The sequence below is a fragment of the Allobosea sp. RIT-PG3_2 genome, from assembly GCF_057321085.1.
Genome location: NZ_JBXWCA010000003.1, coordinates 79228 through 102772, shown reverse-complemented (window position 1 = coordinate 102772; position 23545 = coordinate 79228). Strand labels below are relative to the sequence as shown.

General features: G+C 66.6%; 24 protein-coding genes and 1 tRNA gene. 13 read left to right on the top strand and 12 right to left on the bottom strand.

The features are described from left to right. Position 1 precedes the first annotated feature (1 nt). Positions 2 to 610 carry a DsbA family protein gene (locus AC2FAN_RS10795; RefSeq protein ID WP_485173882.1) on the bottom strand — a complete coding sequence of 203 codons (609 nt, stop codon included), beginning with the start codon at positions 608 to 610 and terminating at the stop codon, positions 2 to 4. A gap of 244 nt (positions 611 to 854) precedes the next feature. On the opposite strand from AC2FAN_RS10795, the gene AC2FAN_RS10790 reads away from it, so the two are divergent. Continuing rightward, a complete protein-coding gene (locus AC2FAN_RS10790; protein ID WP_485173880.1) occupies positions 855 to 2087 on the top strand; it encodes an argininosuccinate synthase in 1233 nt (410 codons plus the stop codon). 91 nt (positions 2088 to 2178) lie between these two features. Here the strand turns inward: AC2FAN_RS10790 and AC2FAN_RS10785 are convergent, their stop codons facing one another. Beyond that, positions 2179 to 2349 (bottom strand): GIY-YIG nuclease family protein, encoded by a 171-nt coding sequence (locus tag AC2FAN_RS10785; RefSeq protein WP_485174561.1) that lies wholly within the window; start codon positions 2347 to 2349, stop codon positions 2179 to 2181. A 188-nt stretch (positions 2350 to 2537) separates the two neighbouring features. Here AC2FAN_RS10785 and AC2FAN_RS10780 point away from each other — a divergent pair, with 188 nt between their 5' ends. After that, positions 2538 to 2891, top strand: a complete 354-nt coding sequence (locus AC2FAN_RS10780) for a hypothetical protein (RefSeq protein ID WP_485173878.1) — start codon at positions 2538 to 2540, stop codon at positions 2889 to 2891. Between the two features lie 24 nt (positions 2892 to 2915). On the opposite strand, the gene AC2FAN_RS10775 is transcribed toward AC2FAN_RS10780, so the two are convergent. The 5 genes from AC2FAN_RS10775 to fabA form a co-directional block, all read right to left on the bottom strand. Next, positions 2916 to 3161 (bottom strand): DUF2188 domain-containing protein, encoded by a 246-nt coding sequence (locus AC2FAN_RS10775; RefSeq protein ID WP_265051918.1) that lies wholly within the window; start codon positions 3159 to 3161, stop codon positions 2916 to 2918. Between the two features lie 66 nt (positions 3162 to 3227). Next, on the bottom strand, positions 3228 to 4061 hold the full coding sequence (gene fabI, locus AC2FAN_RS10770; protein ID WP_485173876.1) for an enoyl-ACP reductase FabI: 834 nt from the start codon (positions 4059 to 4061) through the stop codon (positions 3228 to 3230). A 138-nt stretch (positions 4062 to 4199) separates the two neighbouring features. Further along, on the bottom strand, positions 4200 to 4472 hold the full coding sequence (locus AC2FAN_RS10765) for a DUF3303 domain-containing protein (RefSeq protein WP_265051916.1): 273 nt from the start codon (positions 4470 to 4472) through the stop codon (positions 4200 to 4202). Positions 4473 to 4479: 7 nt separating this feature from the next. Beyond that, a complete protein-coding gene (gene fabB, locus AC2FAN_RS10760; RefSeq protein WP_265051915.1) occupies positions 4480 to 5706 on the bottom strand; it encodes a beta-ketoacyl-ACP synthase I in 1227 nt (408 codons plus the stop codon). 112 nt (positions 5707 to 5818) lie between these two features. Further along, a complete protein-coding gene (gene fabA, locus AC2FAN_RS10755; RefSeq protein ID WP_089176843.1) occupies positions 5819 to 6331 on the bottom strand; it encodes a 3-hydroxyacyl-[acyl-carrier-protein] dehydratase FabA in 513 nt (170 codons plus the stop codon). A gap of 300 nt (positions 6332 to 6631) precedes the next feature. On the opposite strand from fabA, the gene irr reads away from it, so the two are divergent. Continuing rightward, entirely contained in the window at positions 6632 to 7096 is a 465-nt protein-coding gene (irr, locus tag AC2FAN_RS10750; protein ID WP_265051914.1) for a Fur family transcriptional regulator Irr, read from the top strand. A 205-nt stretch (positions 7097 to 7301) separates the two neighbouring features. On the opposite strand, the gene AC2FAN_RS10745 is transcribed toward irr, so the two are convergent. Next, positions 7302 to 7832 (bottom strand): SH3 domain-containing protein, encoded by a 531-nt coding sequence (locus AC2FAN_RS10745; RefSeq protein ID WP_265051913.1) that lies wholly within the window; start codon positions 7830 to 7832, stop codon positions 7302 to 7304. A gap of 179 nt (positions 7833 to 8011) precedes the next feature. On the opposite strand from AC2FAN_RS10745, the gene AC2FAN_RS10740 reads away from it, so the two are divergent. Further along, positions 8012 to 9007: a 2-hydroxyacid dehydrogenase gene (locus tag AC2FAN_RS10740; RefSeq protein ID WP_265051912.1), complete on the top strand. Its 996-nt coding sequence runs from the start codon at positions 8012 to 8014 to the stop codon at positions 9005 to 9007. A gap of 12 nt (positions 9008 to 9019) precedes the next feature. Here AC2FAN_RS10740 and AC2FAN_RS10735 read toward each other — a convergent pair whose 3' ends face one another. Both AC2FAN_RS10735 and AC2FAN_RS10730 read right to left on the bottom strand, forming a co-directional pair. After that, positions 9020 to 9700, bottom strand: a complete 681-nt coding sequence (locus AC2FAN_RS10735; RefSeq protein WP_265051911.1) for an HAD family hydrolase — start codon at positions 9698 to 9700, stop codon at positions 9020 to 9022. 29 nt (positions 9701 to 9729) lie between these two features. Next, the gene (locus AC2FAN_RS10730; protein WP_485173872.1) at positions 9730 to 10734 is read right to left on the bottom strand and encodes a complex I NDUFA9 subunit family protein; all 1005 of its coding nucleotides are present in this window, start codon (positions 10732 to 10734) and stop codon (positions 9730 to 9732) included. A gap of 274 nt (positions 10735 to 11008) precedes the next feature. On the opposite strand from AC2FAN_RS10730, the gene AC2FAN_RS10725 reads away from it, so the two are divergent. Both AC2FAN_RS10725 and AC2FAN_RS10720 read left to right on the top strand, forming a co-directional pair. Next, positions 11009 to 11095, top strand: a tRNA-Leu gene (locus AC2FAN_RS10725). A gap of 387 nt (positions 11096 to 11482) precedes the next feature. Further along, positions 11483 to 11827 (top strand): Rid family hydrolase, encoded by a 345-nt coding sequence (locus AC2FAN_RS10720; protein ID WP_265051886.1) that lies wholly within the window; start codon positions 11483 to 11485, stop codon positions 11825 to 11827. 48 nt (positions 11828 to 11875) lie between these two features. On the opposite strand, the gene AC2FAN_RS10715 is transcribed toward AC2FAN_RS10720, so the two are convergent. Both AC2FAN_RS10715 and AC2FAN_RS10710 read right to left on the bottom strand, forming a co-directional pair. After that, positions 11876 to 12175, bottom strand: a complete 300-nt coding sequence (locus tag AC2FAN_RS10715) for a hypothetical protein (protein ID WP_485173870.1) — start codon at positions 12173 to 12175, stop codon at positions 11876 to 11878. 163 nt (positions 12176 to 12338) lie between these two features. After that, a complete protein-coding gene (locus AC2FAN_RS10710; RefSeq protein ID WP_485173868.1) occupies positions 12339 to 13127 on the bottom strand; it encodes an enoyl-CoA hydratase/isomerase family protein in 789 nt (262 codons plus the stop codon). Positions 13128 to 13302: 175 nt separating this feature from the next. Between AC2FAN_RS10710 and AC2FAN_RS10705 the strand changes: the two genes are divergently transcribed. From AC2FAN_RS10705 to AC2FAN_RS10675, 7 genes are all read left to right on the top strand, one after another. Next, complete coding sequence (locus AC2FAN_RS10705; RefSeq protein WP_485173866.1) at positions 13303 to 15651, top strand: molybdopterin guanine dinucleotide-containing S/N-oxide reductase; 2349 nt, start codon at positions 13303 to 13305, stop codon at positions 15649 to 15651. 105 nt (positions 15652 to 15756) lie between these two features. Continuing rightward, complete coding sequence (locus AC2FAN_RS10700) at positions 15757 to 17061, top strand: NAD(P)/FAD-dependent oxidoreductase (RefSeq protein ID WP_485173864.1); 1305 nt, start codon at positions 15757 to 15759, stop codon at positions 17059 to 17061. A gap of 139 nt (positions 17062 to 17200) precedes the next feature. Beyond that, entirely contained in the window at positions 17201 to 18838 is a 1638-nt protein-coding gene (locus AC2FAN_RS10695; RefSeq protein ID WP_485173862.1) for a methyl-accepting chemotaxis protein, read from the top strand. Between the two features lie 24 nt (positions 18839 to 18862). Beyond that, on the top strand, positions 18863 to 19327 hold the full coding sequence (locus tag AC2FAN_RS10690; protein ID WP_265051880.1) for a chemotaxis protein CheW: 465 nt from the start codon (positions 18863 to 18865) through the stop codon (positions 19325 to 19327). Beyond that, a complete protein-coding gene (locus AC2FAN_RS10685) occupies positions 19327 to 20601 on the top strand; it encodes a CheR family methyltransferase (RefSeq protein ID WP_485173860.1) in 1275 nt (424 codons plus the stop codon). The genes AC2FAN_RS10690 and AC2FAN_RS10685 overlap by 1 nt, the downstream gene beginning before the upstream one ends. Next, the gene (locus AC2FAN_RS10680; protein ID WP_476806951.1) at positions 20601 to 21281 is read left to right on the top strand and encodes a chemotaxis protein CheW; all 681 of its coding nucleotides are present in this window, start codon (positions 20601 to 20603) and stop codon (positions 21279 to 21281) included. Before AC2FAN_RS10685 ends, AC2FAN_RS10680 begins: the two co-directional genes overlap by 1 nt. Then, positions 21278 to 23530 carry a hybrid sensor histidine kinase/response regulator gene (locus AC2FAN_RS10675; protein WP_485173858.1) on the top strand — a complete coding sequence of 751 codons (2253 nt, stop codon included), beginning with the start codon at positions 21278 to 21280 and terminating at the stop codon, positions 23528 to 23530. Before AC2FAN_RS10680 ends, AC2FAN_RS10675 begins: the two co-directional genes overlap by 4 nt. Positions 23531 to 23545: the final 15 nt, after the last annotated feature.

The window sequence follows — 23545 nt, the reverse complement described above, 5'->3', positions numbered from 1 at the left end:
GTCAACGCCCGTCCTGTGCCCATTCGAGCGCTTCCTCCAGGCGGTCGTCGCCCCAGAACAGCTCGCCATCGCCGGCAACGAAGAAGGGCGCGCCGAAGATACCGATCGACTTGGCATATTCGATCTCGGCTCGCAGGCGACCCTTGACCTCCTCGCTGCGCGCAAGCGGCATCGTGGCGTTGGGCTCGCTTCCGGCCTCCTTCAGGGCCGCCGCCAGCACCGCCTCCTCGGCGATATTGCGGCCATCACAGAACTGGGCCCGGAACAGCGACTGCGAAAAGGCCGGCGTCCAGCCGCTGTCGCGGCCTGCCAATGCCAAGCGTGTCGCTGTCAGCGAATTCTGGGGAAAATTCTCCGGCTTGACGAAACTCAAGCCCTGACGCCGGGCCCGGCGCGCCGTATCGCGCCACATATAACGTCCCTTGCTTGGATAGATCGCGAAGGGCGAGGTATTCCACCCCTGGGCAGCGAAGATCGGCCCCAGCAGAAAGGGCCGCCAGCGCAGCTCGACGCCGGCCTCCTCGGCCAGTTTCTCGATTCTGAGGGCGCTCAGGCAGGAATAGGGCGACGCGAACTCATACCAGAAGTCCAAAACGGGACGATTCGGCATTCAGCCTCCGAACAGGTCGTCATTTCGTGTCGCGCACCGTCGAGCCTGCGCCCTCCGGAGCCCGACCGCAAGCGCCCCGAATGGGCGCATGGGAAGGTGGGGCGACGCCGTCGCCAGCGCCGACCCATCACAGGACGACGCGGGATCGATCAGAAGGTTCCGATTGCTTCGCCCCGAACCCTGCGATAGTGCGCCATTGCGTCCGAAACGCGGCCCGGGGGCCGCCAGCAGGAAATTGACAGAGATGGCTGACAGCAGCGTGAAGAAGGTCGTTCTCGCCTATTCCGGCGGACTCGACACCTCGATCATCCTCAAATGGCTGCAGACCACCTATCGATGCGAGGTCGTGACCTTCACTGCCGATCTCGGCCAGGGCGAGGAACTCGGCCCTGCCCGCGACAAGGCGCTGCTGCTCGGTATCAAGCCCGAGAACATCTATATCGAGGACCTGCGCGAGGAATTCGTGCGCGACTACGTCTTCCCGATGTTCCGCGCCAACGCCGCCTATGAGGGCGTCTACCTGCTAGGCACCTCGATCGCACGGCCGCTGATCGCCAAGAAGCTGATCGAGATCGCCGAGAAGACCGGCGCCGACGCCGTCTCCCATGGCGCCACCGGCAAGGGCAACGACCAGGTCCGCTTCGAGCTCACCGCCTATGCGCTGAAGCCCGACGTCGTCGTCATCGCGCCCTGGCGCGAATGGGATTTGCGCTCGCGCGAGCAGCTGATCGCCTTCGCCGAGCAGCACCAGATCCCGATCGCCAAGAACAAGCGCGGCGAGGCGCCCTTCTCCGTCGACGCCAACCTGCTGCACGCCTCCTCGGAAGGCCGCGTGCTGGAGGACCCGGCGGTCGAGGTGCCCGATTACGTCTATTCGCGCACGATCTCGCCGGAAGAGGCGCCGGACACCCCGACGGTCGTCACGGTCTCCTTCGAGAAGGGTGACGCGATCGCGATCGATGGCGTTAAGCTCTCGCCGGCCACGCTGCTCGCCAAGCTCAACGATCTCGGCCGCGACAACGGCATCGGCCGGCTCGACCTCGTCGAGAACCGCTTCGTCGGCATGAAGAGCCGTGGCATGTACGAGACGCCCGGCGGCACGATCCTGCATGCGGCCCATCGCGCGATCGAATCGATCACGCTCGACCGCGGCGCGGCGCATCTCAAGGACGAGATCATGCCGAAATACGCCGAGCTGATCTATAACGGCTTCTGGTTCTCGCCGGAGCGCGAGATGCTGCAGGCCCTGATCGACAAGAGCCAGGAGTTCGTCACGGGCGACGTCCGCCTCAAGCTCTACAAGGGCGGCGTCCACGTCATCGGCCGCTCGAGCGACTACTCGCTCTACGACCAGGACCTTGTGACCTTCGAGGAAGGCGCGGTCGCCTACGACCATCGCGACGCCGCGGGCTTCATCAAGCTCAACGCACTGCGCCTGCGCACGCTCGGCCAGCGCAAGAAGAAGCTGGGGCTGTAAAAGCCTTCAGGAAGCGCGCTGTCATCCCGCACGCGCTGCGGCACGTCGTGCTGCTGCGCGGATTCGGGACCGCGCGATTAGTGAGCCTGCTTCACCCGGCGAGGTCAGACCACGCCGGGTTTTCCTTTTCGATCAGAGCGATCTTCCAGGCCCGGCGCCATCTCTTCAGCACCTTCTCACGCTCGATCGCCTGCGAGGGATCATCGAAGGCCTCGACATAGACCAAGCGGTCGATGTCGTACCGGGCCGCATGCGCCTTGATCGCATGACGCCAACATAGAGCGGGCGGTCATCGCGGCTCCGGCGCGGAAAGATTGAGCTTAATCCGGTTGGCGGTCCCGTGTCTGCGCAGCGGCACTTCGCGCCGCAGCGCGCACGGGATGACATCGCCCTTTGAACCAGTGGGGCTCTGAAGCGTTCAGCACTCACCGATCAATCCGAGTGCTCGTCATGTTCCGGCTCCTGGCCCCTGCCCTGATCTCCACCGCCCTGCTGTGTGGTTCGACCTTCGCGCAGGAGGTTCCACCTAAGAGCGAGAAACCGGCGACGCCGGAAATCGCGACCTGCAAAGCGGCGGCCCTCCAGACGCTCCATGCCAAGGATCCGGAGATCAAGGACATCTATATCGACGAGGACGGCACCACCGTCGCCGTTTCGGAATCCAGGATCGAGGATATTCCGGTCACGCGCATCGTGATGGGCGAGGCTTATCTGCGGACCGACCGCTCGGACAAGCCACGCCGCTTTCTCTGCCTGCTCGGCGAGAAGAACAAGGTGCTGCTGACCTTCTTCACCGCGCGCTGAACGCGAGACACACCGGTCACGGCCCTAGGGTTCGTCGACGACCTCGGTCGCAGGGCGATCATGGCCGTCAGCCAGCTCCTGATGCCAGCGACCATCCTTGTCCTGATAGACGATGCCGTCGGTGTTGCCGGCGATCGTCTGGCGCGCCGCGGCCTTGGTGGCGGCCTTCAGCGCCGCCTCGTGCGACGAAAAGGTTTCCGACAGCACCTCGCCGACCTTGTAGGCCCAGCCGCCATCGTGCTCGACGACCTCATATCTGACCATGACCATTGCACACCCTCCTTCGACCGTTCTTTCGATCGAAAGAGAACAATGAGCCGGGGCCTCAGGTTCCGTCTATTCGCCGTTGCCGCTATCGGCAGCGCGCAGGCCTTCGAGCGCCGGCATCGAGGTGATGTGATAGCCGGCATCGACGTGATGGATGTCGCCGGTGACGCCGCCGGACAGATCCGAAAGGTAATACAGCGCCGAGCCGCCGATCTCCTCCAGCGAGACCGATTTGCGCAGCGGCGAATTGGCGCGCTGCCAGGAAAGCATGGCGCGTGCGTCGGAGATGCCGGCACCGGCCAGCGTCCGCACCGGGCCGGGCGACAGGGCGTTCACACGGATGCCGCGCGGGCCGTAATCGCCGGCGAGATAACGCACGCTCGCCTCAAGCGCCGCTTTCGCGACGCCCATGACGTTGTAGTTCGGCATGATCCGGGTCGAGCCGCCATAGGTCAGCGTGATCATGCTGCCGCCCTTGGGCATGCGCTCGGCGGCACGCCTGGCGATCTCGGTGAAGGAGAAGCAGGAAATCACCATCGTGCGCGAGAAATTCTCGCGGCTGGTATCGGCGTAGAGCCCCTTGAGCTCGTTCTTGTCGGAAAAGCCGATGGCGTGGACGATGAAATCAAGCGTGTTTCGCTCGGGATCGCCGCCCCAGGCTTCGTCGAGCGCCGCGAAGGTCGAGTCGACCGTGGCGAGATCCTCGACATCGCAGGGGATCACCAGATTCGATCCGATGCTTTCGGCCAGCGGCCGGACACGCTTGCCGAGCGCGTCGCCCTGATAGGTGAAGGCGACCTCGGCCCCGTGGGCATTCAGGGTGCGGGCGATGCCCCAGGCGATCGAATTCTGGTTGGCGACACCCATGATGAGGCCGCGCTTTTTATGCATCAGCGGGAGCATGGCAAACTCGGAAAGGGGCTTCAGGATCGGACCCGAAGGCGGGAAACGGGAAGAACGCTCTGCAACTCGATACGTCAAGCCTTGAACGGCGCTTTATGATTGCAGGCCCATTGCAGGCTCTGCTCCAGGGCTCGACGGCTAACCGGATTTCAGGATCGCCGCGGCGGCGGCCTTCGATGTAGCGACCGGCACGATCTCGAAACGGGCAAGATCGCTCCACTGCAGGACCCATTCCTGCAGCAGGGCGACGTCGTCGCATTCCATGATCTGGAAGCAGCGGCCGAGATCGGCGGCGACCCAGCTTTCGACATAGCGCAAGCCTTCCGGCGCCATCCGCCCGCGTTCCTGGAAGCGGGCGTAGACGTCCTTCACGCGGGCCTGATCGAAATGCTCGATCACCATGAAGAGCATGGCGGCCTCAGGCCTCCAGGCGCTTCATCACGATGGTGGCGTTGGTGCCGCCGAAGCCGAAGGAGTTGGAGAGGACACAGCCGAGGCCGGCATTGTCGATGCGCTTGCGCACGATCGGCATGTCGGCGAAGGCCGGGTCGAGCTCCTCGATATGGGCGCTCTCGCAGATGAAGTCGTTGTTGAGCATCAGCAGCGAATAGATCGCTTCCTGCACGCCGGTCGCGCCCAGCGAGTGGCCGGTCAGCGACTTGGTCGCCGAAATCGGCGGCGACTTGTCGCCGGCGCCGAAGACCTCGCGGATCGCCTCGATCTCCTTGGCGTCGCCGACCGGGGTCGAGGTACCGTGCGGATTGATGTAATCGACCTTGGCCTTCACGCCTTCCAGCGCCATGCGCATGCAGCGTACCGCGCCCTCGCCGGAGGGAGCGACCATGTCGTAGCCGTCCGAGGTCGCGCCATAGCCAACGATCTCGCCATAGATCTTGGCGCCGCGCGCCTTGGCGTGCTCCAGCTCCTCCAGCACGACGACGCCGGCGCCGCCGGCGATGACGAAGCCGTCGCGCGCCACGTCATAAGCACGCGAGGCGCGAGCCGGGGTCGCATTGAAGTCGGAGGACATCGCGCCCATGGCGTCGAACAGGACGGAGAGCGTCCAGTCCAGTTCCTCGCAGCCGCCGGCGAAGATCATGTCCTGCTTGCCCCACTGGATCAGCTCGTAGGCGTTGCCGATGCAGTGGTTCGAGGTCGCGCAGGCCGAGGAGATCGAATAGTTGACGCCCTTGATCTTGAACCAGGTCGCGAGCGTGGCCGAGGCGGTCGAGGACATGCCCTTGGGCACGGCAAAGGGGCCGACCTTCTTCGAGGAACCGCTCTCGCGGGCCTTGTCGTAGGCGTCGATCAGCGCGCGGGTCGAAGGGCCGCCCGAGCCCATGATGATGCCGGTGCGTTCGTTGCTGATCTCGGCGGTCTCGAGCCCGGCATCGACGATCGCCTGCTCCATCGCCACCTGGTTCCAGGCCGAGCCACCGCCGTGGAAGCGCATGGCGCGCCGGTCAAGCACCGTGGCGGGATCGAGCGTGGGCACGCCGGCAACCTGGCTGCGGAAGCCGTGCTCGGCGAATTCGGCGACGTGGGAAATACCCGATTTCGCCGAATGCAGCGAGGCCAGCACCTCCTGCGTGTTGTTGCCGATGGACGAGACGATGCCCATCCCGGTGACGACGACGCGTCTCATGCTCGCTTATCTCCAGCTACCCGCCCGCAGCGGGGCACACCCGCTGCTCCGGATCATACCGCGCAAATGGACCGCGCGCTCACAAGGCGCAAGGTCATGCGGCTGTTTTTCCTCAGGCCGCTTCCGGCTTGAACAGGCCGACCCGCATATCGCTGACCGTATAGATACGCTTGCCGTCGGCCTCGAGCCAGCCATCGGCGATGCCGAGCACAAGCTTCGACTTGAAGACGCGCTTGAAGTCGACGCCGTAGACGACCCGCTTGACGGAAGGCAGAACCTGGTCGGCGAACTTGACCTCGCCGACGCCGAGCGCCCGGCCGCGGCCGGGCAGGCCGAGCCAGCCGAGGAAGAAGCCGGTGAGCTGCCAGAGCGCATCGAGACCCAGGCAGCCCGGCATCACCGGATCGCCCTTGAAATGGCAGTCGAAGAACCAGAGGTCGGGCTTGATGTCGAATTCGGCGCGAACGAGCCCCTTGCCGTGTTCGCCACCCTCTTCCGCGATTTCGGTGATACGGTCGAACATCAGCATCGGCGGCAGCGGCAGCTGCGCATTGCCCGGCCCGAACAGTTCCCCGCGACCACAAGCGAGGATCTCCTCGTAGCTGAAAGACGACTGACGCTGCATTCCCGTTCCGCTCCCTTGCGCCAGCTGGATTCGACCGGCGTATTCTCAGCCGTGCCTAACACAGCGGGAACCGGAAACGAAAGGGCACAGGCGCGCCGACCCACATTGCAGCATCAAAAACCATGGCAGCATCAAAAAAACGCAACGACACTGCGCCAGATCAAGGAAAGGCGAGACCGGGTTCCCAATAACGGCGTCATGCTTGCGACGAGGAAGCCGAGGCCCTACATTTCTTAGGATGATTTCAATCAGCAGGCGGAGCATCGAGCGTCCGTTTCGGATGAGGGCACGCAAAACGGCATGAGCGATCTGACCTCCCAGGATCAGGCCCAGGTTTCGGCGGTGCGGCAGGGATGCCCGTTCCACGACATCCGCGAGAAGCTCCGCCGCGTCGGCCTGCGGCCGACACGCCAGCGCGTCTCGCTCGGCTGGGTGCTCTTCGCCAAGGGCCAGCGCCATATCAGCGCCGAGATGCTCTATGAGGAGGCGATGAAGGAGCGCATCCCGGTCTCGCTCGCGACGATCTACAACACGCTGCGCCAATTCACTGAAGCCGGCCTATTGCGCGAGCTGACACTCGACGGCGCCAAGGCCTATTTCGACACCGCCGATCACGACCATCACCATTTCGTCGTGGATGGCGAGAACCGGGTGATCGATATCCCCGCTCAGGAGATCGATGTCGCGAGCCTGCCGACGCCGCCCGAGGGCTATGAGATCGCGCGCGTCGATGTGGTGGTACGGCTGCGCAAGATCGAGAGCTGAAGTCGACCTTTCCGCTCGAAAGGCCAAGCACGAGCGAGGTACGATGCGTTTTCCCAATCGCGCGACGAGCCTTCGCCTGCATTTTTGTCGCTGCCGCGTTCCCGGCCTCACCTGCATCGGCGGCTTATTGCGCGACACGGGCCGGCTTGCTCTTGATCGCGGCGGGCGACCGCTGACGGCGCAGTAGCCGCCGGCAGGCCGCGTTTCAGTCGACCTTCTCGTTCGGGTAGACGCCCCAGAGCCGCTCCTGGCGGATGAAGCCGGTGATGTTGCCGACGCTGACGCGGCACCAGGCATTGACGCAGGCAGCCACGCTAGTGACGACGCCGGACTGCAGCCTCGCGACGACGTTTGCGTCCTCTGCGGCCGCGCTGCGCATCGGGAAGACCTCGTCCTTGTTCCGGGACCAGGGCGCCACGAGCGCCGTGCGGCGCCCGGAGAGCAGGCTGTGCAGCACCCAGCCCTCGGTTCCGTCGGCATCGCGCACCCGGCGCCAGGTCTCGAACTCCGCCGTGACCTCGACCGGCAAGCCGGCGCGCTGATAGACCCAGCGGGTGCGATGCTCCTTGGACGGCCCTTCGCGCAGATTGACCCGGTCCGTCTTGAGGCTGACATAGCGCGGCACCGGCAGGCCGGTGACCGACCCGGCCTGCATGTCCTGCGCGAAAGCAGCGAAGGACGAGCCCGTGAATACAATGCCGATCATGGCCAGACGGCGCATCGACGAGGCCTTCATCCACCGCTCTCCTGCTAAGCGCCCTGCCCCCCAGCGAAGGGTCAAGTTGTCTTCCGCTGCGGCGCCGCCTAGAGAACGCTCATGCCGGCCGCGCAGCCGTCGTCATTCCTGGGCCATCAGGGTTAATGGCTGGTTGAGGGCATGCGACGGATGCGGCGAATGACGGAAGGGTGACCGCCATGTCGAAGAAGAAGCCCCTGGTCGTGGTGACGCGCAAGCTGCCCGCCGTGGTGGAAACCCGGATGCGCGAATTGTTCGACGCCCGGCTCAACATCGACGACAAGCCGATGTCGCAGGCCGCGCTCGTCGAAGCGGTGAAGACCGCCGATGTGCTGGTCCCGACCGTCACCGACAAGATCGACGCGGCCATCATCGCGCAGGCCGGCGACCAGCTGCGCCTGATCGCGAATTTCGGCAACGGCGTCGACAATATCGACGTTGCCAGCGCCGTGCAGCGCGGCATCACCGTCACCAACACGCCGGGCGTGCTGACCGACGACACCGCCGACATGACGATCGCTCTGATCCTCGCGGTGGCGCGCCGGATCGCGGAAGGCGCGCGCGTCATCCCCGACGACGACTGGGCCGGCTGGTCGCCGACCTGGATGCTCGGCCGGCGCATTACCGGCAAGCGCCTCGGCATCGTCGGCATGGGGCGGATCGGCCAGGCCGTGGCGCGCCGCGCCGCTGCCTTCGGGCTGTCGATCCACTACCATAATCGCCGCCGGGTCGACGCTCGCACCGAGGAGAAGCTCGACGCGACCTATTGGGATTCGCTCGACCAGATGCTGGCGCGGATGGACATCGTCTCGGTCAACTGCCCGCATACGCCGGCGACCTACCATCTGCTCTCGGCGCGCCGTCTCAAGCTGATGAAGCCCGACGCCATCCTGGTGAACACGGCGCGCGGCGAGGTCGTCGACGAAACCGCGCTCGCCCGCATGCTGGAAGCCGGGGAGCTCGCCGGCGCCGGCCTCGACGTGTTCGAGAGCGAGCCGGCGGTCAATCCGCGCCTGCTCAAGCTCGCGCGCCAGCACAAGGTGGTGGTCCTCCCGCATATGGGTTCGGCCACGCATGAGGGCCGCGCCGACATGGGCGAGAAGGTCATCGTCAACATCAAGACCTTCATGGACGGACACAAGCCGCCGGATCGCGTGCTGCCCAGCATGCTCTGACGGGCCAACCGCTCAGGCGGCGCGCAGCTCCGCAAGCCGCGCCGCCTCGCCAGGCCATTCCCGATAGTCATCGATCACGGCCGCAGCGCCGGCCGCCAGCAGGCGCTCGCGCGTGCGGGGCTTGTCATGGGCGGTGCCGGTGAAGCCGGCCACCTGCATGCCGGCAGCCTTCGCGGCCTGCACGCCGGGCACGGAATCCTCCAGCACCAGGCAGTTCTCCGGCTCCGCACCCATCTGCGCGGCGGCGAAGAGGAAGACATCCGGCGCCGGCTTGCCGCGGGCAACCTGCGACGCCGAGAAGACATGCGGATCGAACAGGTCGATCAGTCCGGCCAGGCCCAGATTGCGCCGCAGCGGCTCGAGGCTCGTCGAGGACGCGACGCAACGGCGCCCGGCCAGTTCGCGCAGCGCCTCATGCACGCCTGGCAGAGCCCGCAACTCGCGCTCCAGCCGGGCTGCGACGCCGTCCTCGATCCGGCTTTCGAAATCGGAAGGCAGCGGTCGCCCGAGCGCGGCCTCGATCACCTTGAAGCCGTCGACGAGCGGGATGCCGATCAGGTTCGTATTGTAGTCGTCGAGCGTCCACTGCGTCAGCCCGATCTCGTGACAGAGAACGAGGCTGACCTCGCTATAGAGCGTTTCGCTATCGATCAGCGTGCCGTCGCAATCATAGATGACGAGATCGAACGGCACGCGCGCCTCCCGAGCCGAAGCGGGGTGCCTCAGCTCGCCCGGGCGGCGTCGAACTGACCGGTCTTGCGGAAACGCCAGAGATAGGACGAGACGATGGCCTCGACCGTGGTCGGGGCGAGCCCGAGGCCGGCGAAGTCCCGCCCCTCAGCGACCGCAGCCGGCGAGACGATATTGTCGCTCTCGAGCAGCGTGACCTGATCGCGGGTCAGCACCAGCTCGTCCGGGATCAGGCCGAGCGTCAACGTGTCGGCGACCTGCAGCACGCTTCCAACGATCCGCGCCAGCGGGAACGGCAGCGGTGCCAGCAGGCGCTTGCGCCCGGTCACGCGGCAGACCTCCTCCGTGACCTGGCGCAGGCTCAGAACCTCCGGCCCGCCAAGTTCGTAGACGCGCCCGCCCGTCATCGTGCCGTCAACCGCGCGCGCCGCCACCTCGGCGACATCGCCGACGAAGGCAGGCTGGAACTTGGTCGCCCCTCCGCCGACCAGCGGCAGGACCGGGAGCATCCGGGCCATCGAGGCGAAGCGGTTGAAGAAAGTATCCTCGGGCCCGAACATCACCGAGGGGCGCAGCACGATCGCATCCGGCACGGAAGCGAACGCCGCAGCCTCGCCCTCCGCCTTGCTGCGGGCGTAGGAAGAGCGCGATTCGGCATCGGCGCCCAGCGCCGAGACATGGACGAGCCGGGTGATCCCTGCGGCGGCACAGGCCTGGGCCACGGCGCGGGCGCCGTTGGCCTGCACGGCCGAGAAGCTCTGGCGGCCCTGCTCCTGCATGATGCCGACGAGATTGATGACGGCGTCGGCCCCCTGGACCGCAGCCGCCACCGAAACCGGATAGCGCAGATTGGCCTGCACAGCATGGATCTGGCCGACAGTGCCCAGCGGCTGCAGGAAGCCCGCGAGGTCCGGCCGGCGCACCGCGACGCGCACGCGGTAGCCGCGCTTGACGAGCGCCCGCACGACATGGCGGCCGACGAAGCCGGAGCCGCCGAAGACCGTCACGAGTTGCTGGGCCGGGGCTTGAGAGGCCATCGCGAAAGCTCCGTTTAGAATACTTCTGCCCTCCTAGATCATGTCTCGCCAAAGTGGAAATGCCTTTTGCGGCGAACGCGCCCCTGCTGGCGGCTTGCGGCGTTTCGCCCTAGGCCGACAGCTCCCACCCCGCACGAAGCCGCGCCATCGCTGCTTTTTCCCGCCTTCGCGCGCCGCTCCGCAGCGGTTTCCACAGCCCACCGGCAGGCGAATGCAATTCATTTCCGCAAGCCCGTTGACAGGACGACTCGCCCCCCGTAAACGAACCGCCGTTGCCCAGGTGGCGGAATTGGTAGACGCACCAGCTTCAGGTGCTGGCGCTCGCAAGGGCGTGGAGGTTCGAGTCCTCTCCTGGGCACCACTCTTTCTCGCTTCGGCGTCAAAGAGTGGTGCAGTAACAAGGGTTTGGTTGACACCCGTTTTTACAGAACGGTTTCATGTCAGCGCCCATTTGATGCCGGCTCCTTTGCCAATTAAGGCCGGCCAGAACGTCTCAGCATCAAGCTTCGCAAAACTCGCAGCGGAAGCGAGGGGGCAGCAGGTCGCGCTGCCGTTCGTGGAAGACAGCGGGCTGCACGGCGATCCCCCCGACTCTGGAAGCCAGGCCAATCACTTCGAAACCAAAGCCTGCGATGACGAGGCATCCGCGACTCCATTCCGGCAGAGTCAGGGATATCAGATACGTAGCCCCTATAGCATCCTTGCTTGTGGCGCAGGTGAACGCGCCATCACACGGGAGAGAAGACCCATGACCATCAAGCGTTCGATCCGCACACCGATCCAGAACCGCATCGTCGAAACAGGGAATCTCGTCTTCGTCGGTGGTGTCGTCGCCGACGACACCACACAGTCCATGGGCCCGCAGACCCAGAACATCCTCGGCAAGATCGAAGGCTATCTCGGCGAGGTCGGGCTCGATCGCAAGGCGATCGTCGCCGCGCAGATCTTCGTCACCGACCTCTCCCGGAAGAAGGAAATGGACGCCGCCTGGACCGGCTTCTTCGGTGACGAAATGCCGACCCGGGCGACCGTCGGCGTGGCCGATCTGGGTGGCGCCATGATCGAGGTCGTGGTCACTGCCGCGCGCTCCTGACGCGGCGCCTGTGGCGTCGATGGCGGATGAAATCAGACCGCCGGCCCATCAGGCCGCATCATGATTGCTGGTCACGAGATCCTCGACATAACGGCGGCGGTTCTCGGCCGTATTCGGCAGGCCTCGAGCCTCAAGCCAAGCCAGGAAGGGCCCTGGCCGAATCGTGACGATCTGCAAGGCTCGCCCTCTGGCGAGCCAGACGTTCATCACGGCCTCCGCGTTACTGCGCCAGTCCTCATAGCGCGGCGGCATCTCGGAGCGATCATGGGCGAGTTCCCATAGCAGCGGGAAATCCTCTGGTTCGTACCAGGGCATCGCCACGGTATAGTCTGAGACTGTAGGTTTCATGTGAAAGCCGACCATCCGCGCGCGGCGCGGGAACCGAGGGTGCAAACCTTCCGATCAGGGTCAACCAACTCACCTTCATGACACCGCTGGACATGATAAATGTCAAGCAAAGGCGGCGTTGCAAACGATTTTCGGGGCCTTCCCGCTTTCAAGGTGACACCTGTCAGAACCGCGGCGCGCGCTTCTGGAAAAAGGCCTGAATGCCCTCCCTGAAATCCGCCGTTCCGGCATTGGCCGCGAAGGCGCGTTTCTCCAGATCCAGCTGTTCGTCGAAAGTGCCTTCCATGGCTGCCTGGACGAGAGCCTTGCTCGCCTTGTTGGCGCCGAAGCTGCCCTGGCTCAGGCGCCCGGCAATAGCCAGCGCCGCCTCCGCCAGCTCGCTGTCGGGCACCACCCGGTTGACGAGGCCGAGATGCAGCGCGGTCTCTGCGTCCATCGCTTCGTTGAGCAGCACGAATTCGAGCGCGCGCCGGGGGCCGAGCAGCCGCGCCAGCGACCATGTCGTTCCGCCGTCCGGATTGGTTCCGAGCTTCGTATAGGCCGAGAGGAAGCTCGCGCCCTGCGCAGCAATGACAATGTCGCAGGCCAGCGCCAGACCGACGCCACCGCCCGCGACCGGCCCCTGGACCGCCGCTATCACCGGTTGCGGGAGGGCCTTGATCAGACGCATCAGCGCATGGAAGCGGTCTATGAGCAGGCCGGCGGTTGCAGGCGCGTTCGCGAGATCGGCGTGGAAACGGGAGAGATCGCCGCCTGCCATAAAGGAACGGCCGGCGCCGGCGAGGATGACCGCCTTGATGGTCGAATCCGCCGCGATGGGCGCGAAAGCGGCCAAGAGAGCATCCGCCAGCGCCTCGTCCAGGACATTCAGCACCCTGGGTCGGTTCATGGTCACCGTCAACACGGCGCCCTGCCTTTCGATCACGACCATCTCTTCGGAGAATTTCTGCATAGTCCCCTCACTCTCCATGCAATGCCGCCGCCCACTCTGACTTGCCGGGACCATGAACTCCAGCAGAAGGGTCTGCCTCCAACGCATCGATCAAGCCCCGATTTCTCTTGCGATCCGCGCTGGACCGGCGGATGACGGATCATCGTTCCCAGCTCACTTGACGAGGATCGCGGCGATGACGAGCCCCGCCGGCCAGGCACCCGAGGCTTCGACCGAAAACGAGGCCTTTCGCCCACATACCTCGCATTGGGGCGTGTTCTCGGCGCGGATGAAGGACGGGCAGCTCGAAGTCCGCCCGCATGTCGGCGATCCCGACCCCAACGAGATCATCCAGAACTTCCCGGCGGCCCTGCGCCATTGCGCCCGCATCGCGCAGCCGATGGTGCGGCGCGGCTGGCTCGAAGACGGGCCGGGCCCGGACGACCGCCGCGGCCGGGACGAATACGTGCCGATGTCCTGGTCGGCTGTGCTCGACAGGCTGGCCGGCGAACTGCGGCGCGTGCGCGACGATCACGGCCCCGGCGCGATCTTCGGCGGCTCCTATGGCTGGGCCAGCGCGGGCCGCTTTCACCACGCCCAGAGCCAGATCCACCGCTTCCTCAACACCTCGACCGGCGGCTATGTGCGCTCGGTCAACAGCTACTCCTCGGGCGCCTCCTCCGTCCTCGTGCCGCATATCATCGGCGACTACGAGGATCTGGTGAAACGCAACGTCTCCTGGGAGCAGATCGCCGAGCACAGCGAGATCGTGCTCGCCTTCGGCGGCATGGCGCTGAAGAACAGCATGGTCGCCGGCGGCAGCATCAGCCGCCATGTCGAGCGCGGCGCGATGGAGCGCGCGCAGGAGCGCGGCTGCGAGTTCGTGCTGGTCAGCCCGCTGCGGAGCGACCTGCCTGCCGAGGCCGGCGCCGAGTGGGTGGCGAACGTGCCGGGCAGCGACACGGCCCTCATGCTCGCGCTCGTCCACACGCTCGTCGTCAACGGGCTGCATGACCGCGCCTTCCTCGACCGCTACACGGCTGGCTGGTCGGTGTTCGAGCGCTACCTGCTCGGCGAGAGCGACGGCCAGCCCAAGGATGCGGCCTGGGCCGCGCCGATCACCGGCCTGCCGGCCGACGAGATCGTGGCGCTGGCCAGGCGCCTGCACGGCAAGCGCGCCCTGATCGTCGTGGCGCACGCCCTGCAGCGCGCCGCGCATGGCGAGCAGCCGGTCTGGATGGGCATGGTTCTCGCGGCAGCGCTCGGCCAGATCGGCCTGCCCGGCGGCGGCTATGGCTATGGGCTCGGCGCCATCGCCTATTACGGGCGGCGCTACAACTCCGTACCCATGCCGACGTTCTCGCAGGGCCTGAATCCGGTCAGCGACTACATCCCGGTGGCGCGCATTTCCGACATGCTGCTGAACCCGGGGACGACCTACCGCTACAACGGCCAGACCCGGACCTATCCCGGGATCAAGCTGGTCTACTGGGCCGGCGGCAACCCGTTCCACCACCATCAGGACCTGAACCGGCTGCGGCAGGCCTTCGCCCGGCTTGACACGCTCGTCGTTCACGAACTGGCCTGGACCGCGACGGCCCGCCACGCCGACGTCGTTCTGCCCTGCACGATGACGCTGGAGCGCGAGGATATCGGCGGCAACTCCAACGATCCGCTGCTCGTGCCGATGCATCCGGTCGTCGCGCCCTATGGCGAGGCGCGCGACGACTACGCGATCTTTGCAGGCCTCGCCGAGCGGCTCGGCACCGCCGACGCCTTCACCGAGGGGCGCGACGTCCGGCAGTGGCTCGAACATCTCTACGAGCCGACGCGCGAGGCCCTGGCGGCGAAAGGGCTGCCGGCGCCGAGCTTCGCCGAATTCTGGGCGAGCGACGGCTACGAGCTGCCGCAGCAAACCGACGATGGCGGCAAGCTGCGCGCCTTCCGCACGGACCCGGCCGCCTCGCCCTTGCCGACCCCGAGCGGCAAGCTGGAGATCTTCTCCGAGACCATCGCGGGCTTCGGGGAGACGGACTGCCTCGGGCACCCGGCCTGGCTCGGCGCGACGAACGTTCCGGACACCGCCAATCCCTATGTGCTCGTCGCGAACCAGCCCCGCACGCGCCTGCACAGTCAGTTCGATTTCGGCGGCCATAGCAGCGATGCCAAGCATCGCGGCCGCGAGGTCGCGCATATGCACCCGGAGGACGCCGCCGCGCGAGGCATCGCCGACGGCGACATCATCCGCCTCTCGAACGAGCGCGGGGCGTGCCTTGCCGCGGTCCACATCACCGACGGCATCCGCCGCGGCGTGATCCAGCTGCCGACGGGCGCCTGGTACGATCCCGTCGACCCGACCGAGGACAAGCCGCTCTGCGTCCACGGCAATCCGAACGTGCTGACCCGTGATATCGGCACCTCGGCGCTGGCGCAGGGTTGTACCGGGCAATTGACGACGGTGCAGGTCGAGCGCTTCGACGGCAATCTGCCGCCGATCCAGGCCTATGACCCGCCGGGTGCGGCCGTGTCGGAGGCCGCTGAGTAGGCGCTGACGGCATGAGGGCCATCTGGTCCGGCCCTCTGGAAGGCGGCGGCGGATCGCGCGATAGCTGCCCGCCGAACCTGCCTTCAGCCTGCCGCGCGAGACCGCATGTCCCCGTCCTATGTCGACACCTATTATCGCCGTACCCTTGCTTCGGGTGAAAGCTACCCGCCGGCTGACGGGCAGATCAAAGCGGATATCTGCATCGTCGGCGGCGGGTTGGCGGGTCTGACCGCGGCGCTGGAGCTGGCGCGGGCCGGGCGTTCCATCGTGCTCCTGGAAGCCGAACGTGTCGCCTGGGGGGCTTCGGGGCGGAATGGCGGCTTCGTCAGCGCGGGATATGCGACTTCGCTCTCCGCCATCGAGCGCCAGGCAGGCCGTCAGCAGGCGGAGGAACTCTATCGCCTGACCATCGAGGGCGTCGACATCGTCCGGCGCAACATCGAAAGGCTCGGCATCGACGACGCCGCGCCTTCGCCGGGCATCATGCGGGCCCTACGTTATGACGGGGGCGCCGCGCTTCAGGCAGAGCGCGACGCTCAAGCGAAGCGCTTCGGTCGCAAGCTGCGCTATCTCCCGCGCGAGGAAACGCGCGAATTGCTGCGCTCGCCCAAATACCACGCCGCGCTCGCGGACGACGACGCCTTCCACTTCCATCCGCTCAACTATGCCCGCGCTCTCGCCCGCGAGATCGTGCGACTCGGCGGCGCGATCCACGAAGCATCGCCGGTCCTGTCCTGCGACCTCGCCGGGCCGGTGAAGCGCCTGCGCACGGCGCAGGCGACGATCGAGGCCGAGCAGGTGCTGTTCACCACGGGCGGCTACACGGGCGGACTGTTCGCCCCGCTGAAGCACGCCTACCTGCCGATCGCCACCTATGTGCTGCTCACGGAGGCGGCGCCGGAGCTGATCAGCGAGGCCATCCGCACCGGCGCCGGAGTGGGCGACGATCGGCGCGCGGGCGACTATTACCGGCTCGTCGAAGGCGGCAACCGCATCCTCTGGGGCGGCCGGATCACGACACGCACGACAGAGCCGCGCGATGTCGCGGCACTGCTGCGCCGCGAGATGGTCACGACCTATCCGCAGCTTTCGGGGCTGAAGGTCGAGCTCGCCTGGTCGGGCCTGATGTCCTATGCGCGCCATCTGATGCCGCAGATCGGGCAGTACCGGCCGGGTGTCTGGTACTGCACGGCCTTCGGCGGCCATGGCATGAACACTACGGCGATCGGCGGGAGCGTCATTGCCGAGGCGATCCGGGGCGACAGCGACCGGTTCAAGCTGTTTGCGCCCTTCGGCCTCGCCTGGAATGGCGGCCCGTTCGGCACGGCTGCCGTCCAGCTGACCTATTGGCGCTATCAGGCGGCCGATTTCCTGCGGGAGCGCCGGCAAGCTTCGCCGCGTCTGGATTGAGATAGTCGGTCGAATCGTAACGGCGCTCTTCAACAGTCGGGAAATAACTCCGCGCTAACGATGATTTGGCAGCGCTCCGTTCGCACGCCGGTATTGCGGCCGAAACGCGCTTCACAGTGCCCCGACGATGGAATGAATCATGAAGAGCCTGACGATACGCCGCCGTATCCTGCTCAGCTTCGCCGCAGTTCTCGCGGTGATGTCCGCTATCGCGGCGCTCTGCTATGTCTGGTTTCTGCAAACTGAACGCGAGGCGCTGGCCGTCGAGACCAAGACGGTCCCCGGCCTCTACTACAGCGCCCAGTTGACCACGGCATGGGCGGAGGCCGACGGCCTCAGCCATGAATTCCATCTTTCGGACACGGCGGCGGAAAGGAGCCGCGTGAGCGATGCCATCCTGGCGAGCAGGGAACGGATGCGCTCGCTGTTGAAGTCGTATGAGCCCACCATCGACTCCGAGCAGGACCGCAAGAACCACACCGAGGCGCAGCGGCTGTTCGAGCAGTTTGTTCCGGTCGAGGACGCGATGATCGCGGCCGTAAAGCTTGCGGCCAGCAACGGGCAGACGATCGACCAGAGCGCGATGGTGAAGAACGAGATCGAGCCCCGCGCCGCGCGGCTGCGCACCGCGCTCCGGACGATGATGGACTTCAACAAGACCGAGGCCGACGAATCGACCCGCAATATCGTCCGCATCGTCCGCGCCGCCGAGTTCGGGCTGATCGTCGCATTCATCATCGCGCTCGGCCTTGCCCTGCTGTGCGGCTACCTGCTGTTCCGGGCGATCACCGTGCCGCTCGGCAAGCTGCTCGGAATGGTCGAGATGATGCGGCGCGGCGATTTCAGCGAACGGCTCGCGCTGTCTCGCCGCGACGAGTTCAGCACTGTCGCCGATGGCGTCAACGCGATGGCCGACGATCTGGCCGGGCTGATCGGCCAGATCCAGAAGTCGAGCATCCAGGTCAACACCTCGATCACGGAAGTCGCGGCGACCTCTAAGGAGCAGCAGGCGACCGCCAGCGAAATCGCCGCCACGACGACGGAGATCGGCGCTACCGCCAAGGAAATCTCGGCGACCTCGAACGAGCTGGTGCGCACGATGGACGAGGTCTCGGGCGTCGCCGAGCAGACCGCGACGCTGGCCGGCGGCGGACAGGCCGGGCTGGCGCGGATGGAAACCACGATGCAGCAGGTCATGGATGCGGCAGGCGCGATCAATGCCAAGCTGGCGATCCTCAGCGAGAAGGCCGGCAACATCAACCAGGTCGTCACGACCATCACCAAGGTCGCCGACCAGACCAACCTGCTCTCGCTCAACGCCGCGATCGAGGCGGAGAAGGCCGGACAATATGGCCGCGGCTTCGCCGTGGTGGCGACCGAAATCCGCCGCCTCGCCGATCAGACGGCGGTCTCGACCTACGACATCGAGCAGATCGTCAAGGACATCCAGTCGGCCGTCGCGGCCGGCGTGATGGGCATGGACAAGTTCTCGGAGGAGGTGCGGCGCGGCATGCAGGACGTCCAGCAGGTCGGCGGCCAGCTTTCGGAAATTATCGAGCAGGTGCAGGGCCTCGTGCCGCGCTTCGAGGTCGCCAACGAGGGCATGCAGGCGCAGGCGACCGGCGCGGGGCAGATCAGCGAAGCGCTGGGGCAGCTCAGCGAGGCCGCCCAGCAGACCGTCGAATCCCTGCAGCAATCCACCCTCGCGATCGACGAGCTGAACCAGGTTTCGGGCGGGCTGCGCAGCAGCATCTCGCGCTTCAAGCTGCGAGCGTAACGGAAACCGGAACGGGGCCGACCGATGCTGTTCCTGATGTTCCAGCTAGGGCAGGATCGCTATGTGCTCGATGCCGCGCAGGTCGAAATGGTGCTGCCGTTGCTCTCGGCAAAGCAGTTGCCGGCCGCTCCCGCCGGGGTCATCGGCGCGATCAGCTATCACGGCACGCCGGTGCCGCTGATCGACCTTTCCCTGCTGGCGCTCGGGCGCCCGGCCGCGCCGGTGCTGAGCACGCGAATCCTCCTGCTTCGCTATCCGACGGGCCCGGGAGAGCATAAGCTCCTCGGGCTGGTCGCGGAGCGGGCCATCGAGACGACCAAGCGCGACCCCGCGGATTTCGTCGCCTCCGGCGTCGAGGCTGGAACGCCTCCCTATCTCGGACCGGTCGCTGCCGACGAGACCGGGCTCATCCAATGGATCAAGCCGGAGGCTCTGCTGCCGCCGGAAATCCGCGACATCCTGTTCCGGCAACTGACGGCAGAGCCGTGATGGAGAACAGTGCAGCCACCGGCGATTTCGAGCAGATGCTGCGGGACATGATCGGCCTGAGCACCGAAACGGTCGGAGCTTCCGTCATTCGCCACGCGCTGACACGGCGCATGACCGCTTGCGGACTGCCCAGCCTCGACGCCTATCGGAGCTATCTGGCCGGGAACAAGAGCGAGCGCCAGGAGCTGATCGACACGGTCATCGTGCCGGAGACCTGGTTCTTCCGAGATCGCGAAGCCTTCGCCGCCATGGTCCGGCACGCACGCGAGACAAAGCTCACAGACCGCCCCATCAGGCTGCTGAGCCTGCCCTGCTCGACCGGGGAAGAGCCCTATTCCATGGCGATGGCGCTGTTCGATGCCGGCTTCGGGCCAACGGATTTCGCGATCGACGCCATCGACGTCAGCAGCCGCAACCTCGCCCTGGCCGGGCGCGCGATCTATGGGAAGAACTCCTTCCGCGGCAGCGATCTGTCCTTCCGCGAGCGCTATTTCGAGGCGCTGGAAGGCGGCTTCCGGCCGCACGAGATCGTGCGACGCCCGGTCCGCTTCTCGCTCGGCAACGTGCTCGACCCCACCAGGCCAATGGAGCGCGAGGCCTACGACATCATCTTCTGCCGCAACCTGCTGATCTATTTCGATCGGGAGACGCAGGCATCCGCCCTCGCAGCGCTCCGGCAGGCCTTGTCTGGCAAAGGCCTGCTTCTGGTCGGGCCGGGCGAGTCGGGCCTGCCTTCCCTGCATGGTTTCACATCGGCAAGGCTGCCACGCGCCTTCGCCTTCACGAAGGAAGCGCCCACGCCGGGCGCCACGGCCAGATCGCGTTCGGAAGCGAACGCGCCCGCAATTCGCAAGCTGCCGGCATCGACCGCCTCGAGCGCTCCCCCCAAACCGAAGCCTCGCCCCTTCGCAAGCCGAGCGACCATGGCGCCGAGCGCTCCGGCTTCGTCACCGGAAAGCGAGGCCGCGGGTCTTGCCGCCATCGAGAGCGCGGCCAATGCCGGACGCCTCGCCGAAGCCCGTGCGGCGGCCGAGCGCCATATCGCGGCCTTCGGCCCGTCGGCCGAGGTCTTCTATCTGCTCGGCCTCGCGCAGGACGCGGACGATGCCGAAGAGGATGCGGCGGGCAACTACCGCAAGGCCCTCTACCTCGCGCCGGACCACCGCCAAGCGCTGGCGCATCTGCGGTTGCTGCTGCAGCGCCGGGGAGACGAGGCGGGAGCGCGGGCCTTGGCTGACCGGCTCGACCGGCTGACGAAGAGGAGCGGAGCCTGATGTCCGCCACAGCCGACGTGAACACACCGCACGCCACAAGCAGCCTCGACAACGGGGGCCAGCCCGGTCCGGAAACCGAGACGTCGCGGCCTGGCCGCAACGGTGCTTCGCACGCGCAGATCGCCCGTCGGCTGCTGGATCGACCGCTGCCGCCGGGCTATCGCGAGGAGTGGACGCGGCTCTTCGCCCGGCCCGCGAGCGAGGAGGTGGATCACGACGCGCTCACCAGTGTCCTCATCTTCCGGCTCGGGACGGAATGGCTCGGCCTGCCGGCCGCGAGCTGCCAGGAGATCGCGGAGCCGCGCCCGATCCATTCCCTGCCTCATCGCCGCAGCGGCGCGGTGCGCGGCATCGTCAATGTCCGCGGGGAGCTGCTCGTCTGCGTTTCGCTGTCCGAGCTCCTCGGCATCGACACCGAGGCGGCACCGCGGGCCGGCGAGCGGATCACCGCCTTCCGCCGACTCGTCGTGATCGGCACCGCGGGCGGGCGCTCGGCCTTCGAGGTCGATGAAGTCCACGGGCTGCATACCTTCGACCGGCACGGCCTGGGCGCCGTTCCCGCCACGATCGGCAGGGCCGCGGCCAGCGTTGTCACGAGCGTGCTCCCGTGGAACGATCGGGCGGTGGGCTGCCTCGACGAGACCCGGCTGACCGAGCTGATCGACCGGAGCATCGCATGAGCGGCGAGGACTTCAGCGAGCTCTCCATGCTCGAGCTGTTCCGCGCCGAGCTCTCCTCGCAATCGCAGGCGCTGACGACCGGACTGCTCGCGCTGGAACGGGACCCGGTCTCGGCAGCTCATCTCGAAGCCTGCATGCGGGCCGCCCACTCGCTCAAAGGCGCGGCGCGGATCATCGACCTGACGCCGGCGGTGCGGGTCGCCCACGAGATGGAAGAGTGCCTGGTCGCGGCGCAGCGCGGAACGTTGCGCCTGAACCACGCCCATATCGACGCGCTGTTCAAGAGCATCGACCTGCTGACGGCCCTCGCTTCCGAGCACGGTCCCGACGAGGCCGAAGCCGAGCGCCGGATCGATCGTCTCGTGCATGCTCTTCAGCACGCCTCCGCCACGGGCGACGCGAACAGCCTCGTGCGCAGCGACGCCGAGGCCGCTCCCGCGCACATCGACCGGGAAGCCACGACTCCATCCCCCGGAGAGCCGACGCCATTGCCGGGCGATGGGCCGGGCAGCCGGATGGTCAGGGTCACGGCCGAGAGCCTGAACCGCCTCCTCGGGCTCGCCGGCGAGTCCCTGATGGCGTCGCGGCGCCTGCGGCCTTTCAACGACGGTCTGCTGCGGCTGCGGCGGGTGCATGCCGAGCTCGTCCGGAGCGTCGATGCCCTGCAGGCCGCGATGCCGGCCGCGACCAGCGATCCCCGCGCCTTGCTGGCGCTGGATGCCGTGCAGCTCAAGCTGCAGGAAAGCCAGGCGATCCTGGGCCAGCGGCTGGACGAGCTGGATGCCGTCGACCGGCAGGCGACAGACCTTGCCAGCCGTCTCTACGACGAGACGCTGGCAAGCCGGATGCGGCCCTTCGAGGATGGTGTCCGGCATTTTTCCCGAACCGTCCGGGATATCGGGCGCGCGCTCGGCAAGAGGTTGCGGCTCGACATCGTCGGCGGCGCGACGAGCATCGATCGCGACATCCTCGAACAGCTCGACGCGCCGCTCGGCCACCTGCTGCGCAATGCGATCGACCATGGGCTCGAAGACCCGCCGGAACGCGAAGCCGCCGGCAAGCCGGCAGAAGGGATCATCCGGATCGAGGCGCGCCATCACGCCGGGCTGCTGCAGATCATCGTCGCGGACGATGGTCGCGGCATCGATCTCGACGCCTTGCGGCAAGCCACCGTCGATCGCGGCTTCACCACGGCCGAGGCCGTACACGACCTCAGCGAGGCGGAGCTGCTCGAATTCCTCTTCCTGCCGGGCTTCTCGATGAAGTCGACGCTGAGCGATATTTCAGGGCGCGGCGTCGGGCTCGATGCCGTTCAGGCGATGGTCCGCCAGCTGCGCGGCCAGGTGGAGATCAGCTCGCAGCTGGGGAGCGGCACCCGCTTCCAGCTCCAGTTGCCGTTGACGCTCTCGGTGATCCGGGCGCTCCTCGTCGAGATCGACGGCGAGCCCTATGCCCTTCCGCTCGCGGGCATCGCGCGGGCGCTGCGTTTGCCGCGGGAGCACATCGCTTCCCTCGAAGGTCGCCCGCATTTTCGTTTCGACGACCGGCAGGTCGGGCTCATCACCGCCCATGAAATTCTCGGCCGCGGCGAGCCGCAATCCGCCGAATCCGATCTTGCCGTGGTCGTCGTCGGCCAAGGGAGCGATACCTACGCGCTGGTAGTCGACCGTTTCCTCGGCGAGCACGAACTCGTGGTGCGCCCGCTGGATGCGCGCCTTGCCAAGGTCAAGGACGTCAGCGCCGCCGCCTTGCTGGAGGACGGCTCGCCCGTACTGATCCTCGATGTCGACGATTTGGTCCGCTCGATGGAGAAACTGGTCTCGAGCGGCCCCATCAAGACGCTGGAGCACCGTCCGGTTCGCGCGGGGCAGAAGCAGCGCAAGCGCATCCTCGTCGTCGACGACTCGCTCACCGTGCGCGAGCTGGAGAGGAAGCTGCTCGACCATCGCGGCTTCGAGGTCGAGATCGCCGTCGACGGCATGGATGGCTGGAATGCTGTCCGCACCGGTTCGTTCGACCTGGTCGTGACCGATATCGACATGCCGCGCATGGACGGCATCGAGCTGGTGACGCTGATCAAGAAGGACAGCGGGCTGCGCAAGACCCCGGTGATGATCGTCTCCTACAAGGACCGCGAGGAGGATCGGCGCCGCGGGCTCGATGCCGGTGCGGATTACTATTTGACCAAGAGCAGTTTCCACGACGAGACTCTGATTCACGCCGTCGAAGACCTTATCGGCGAACCATGAGGCTGCGCGACCCGA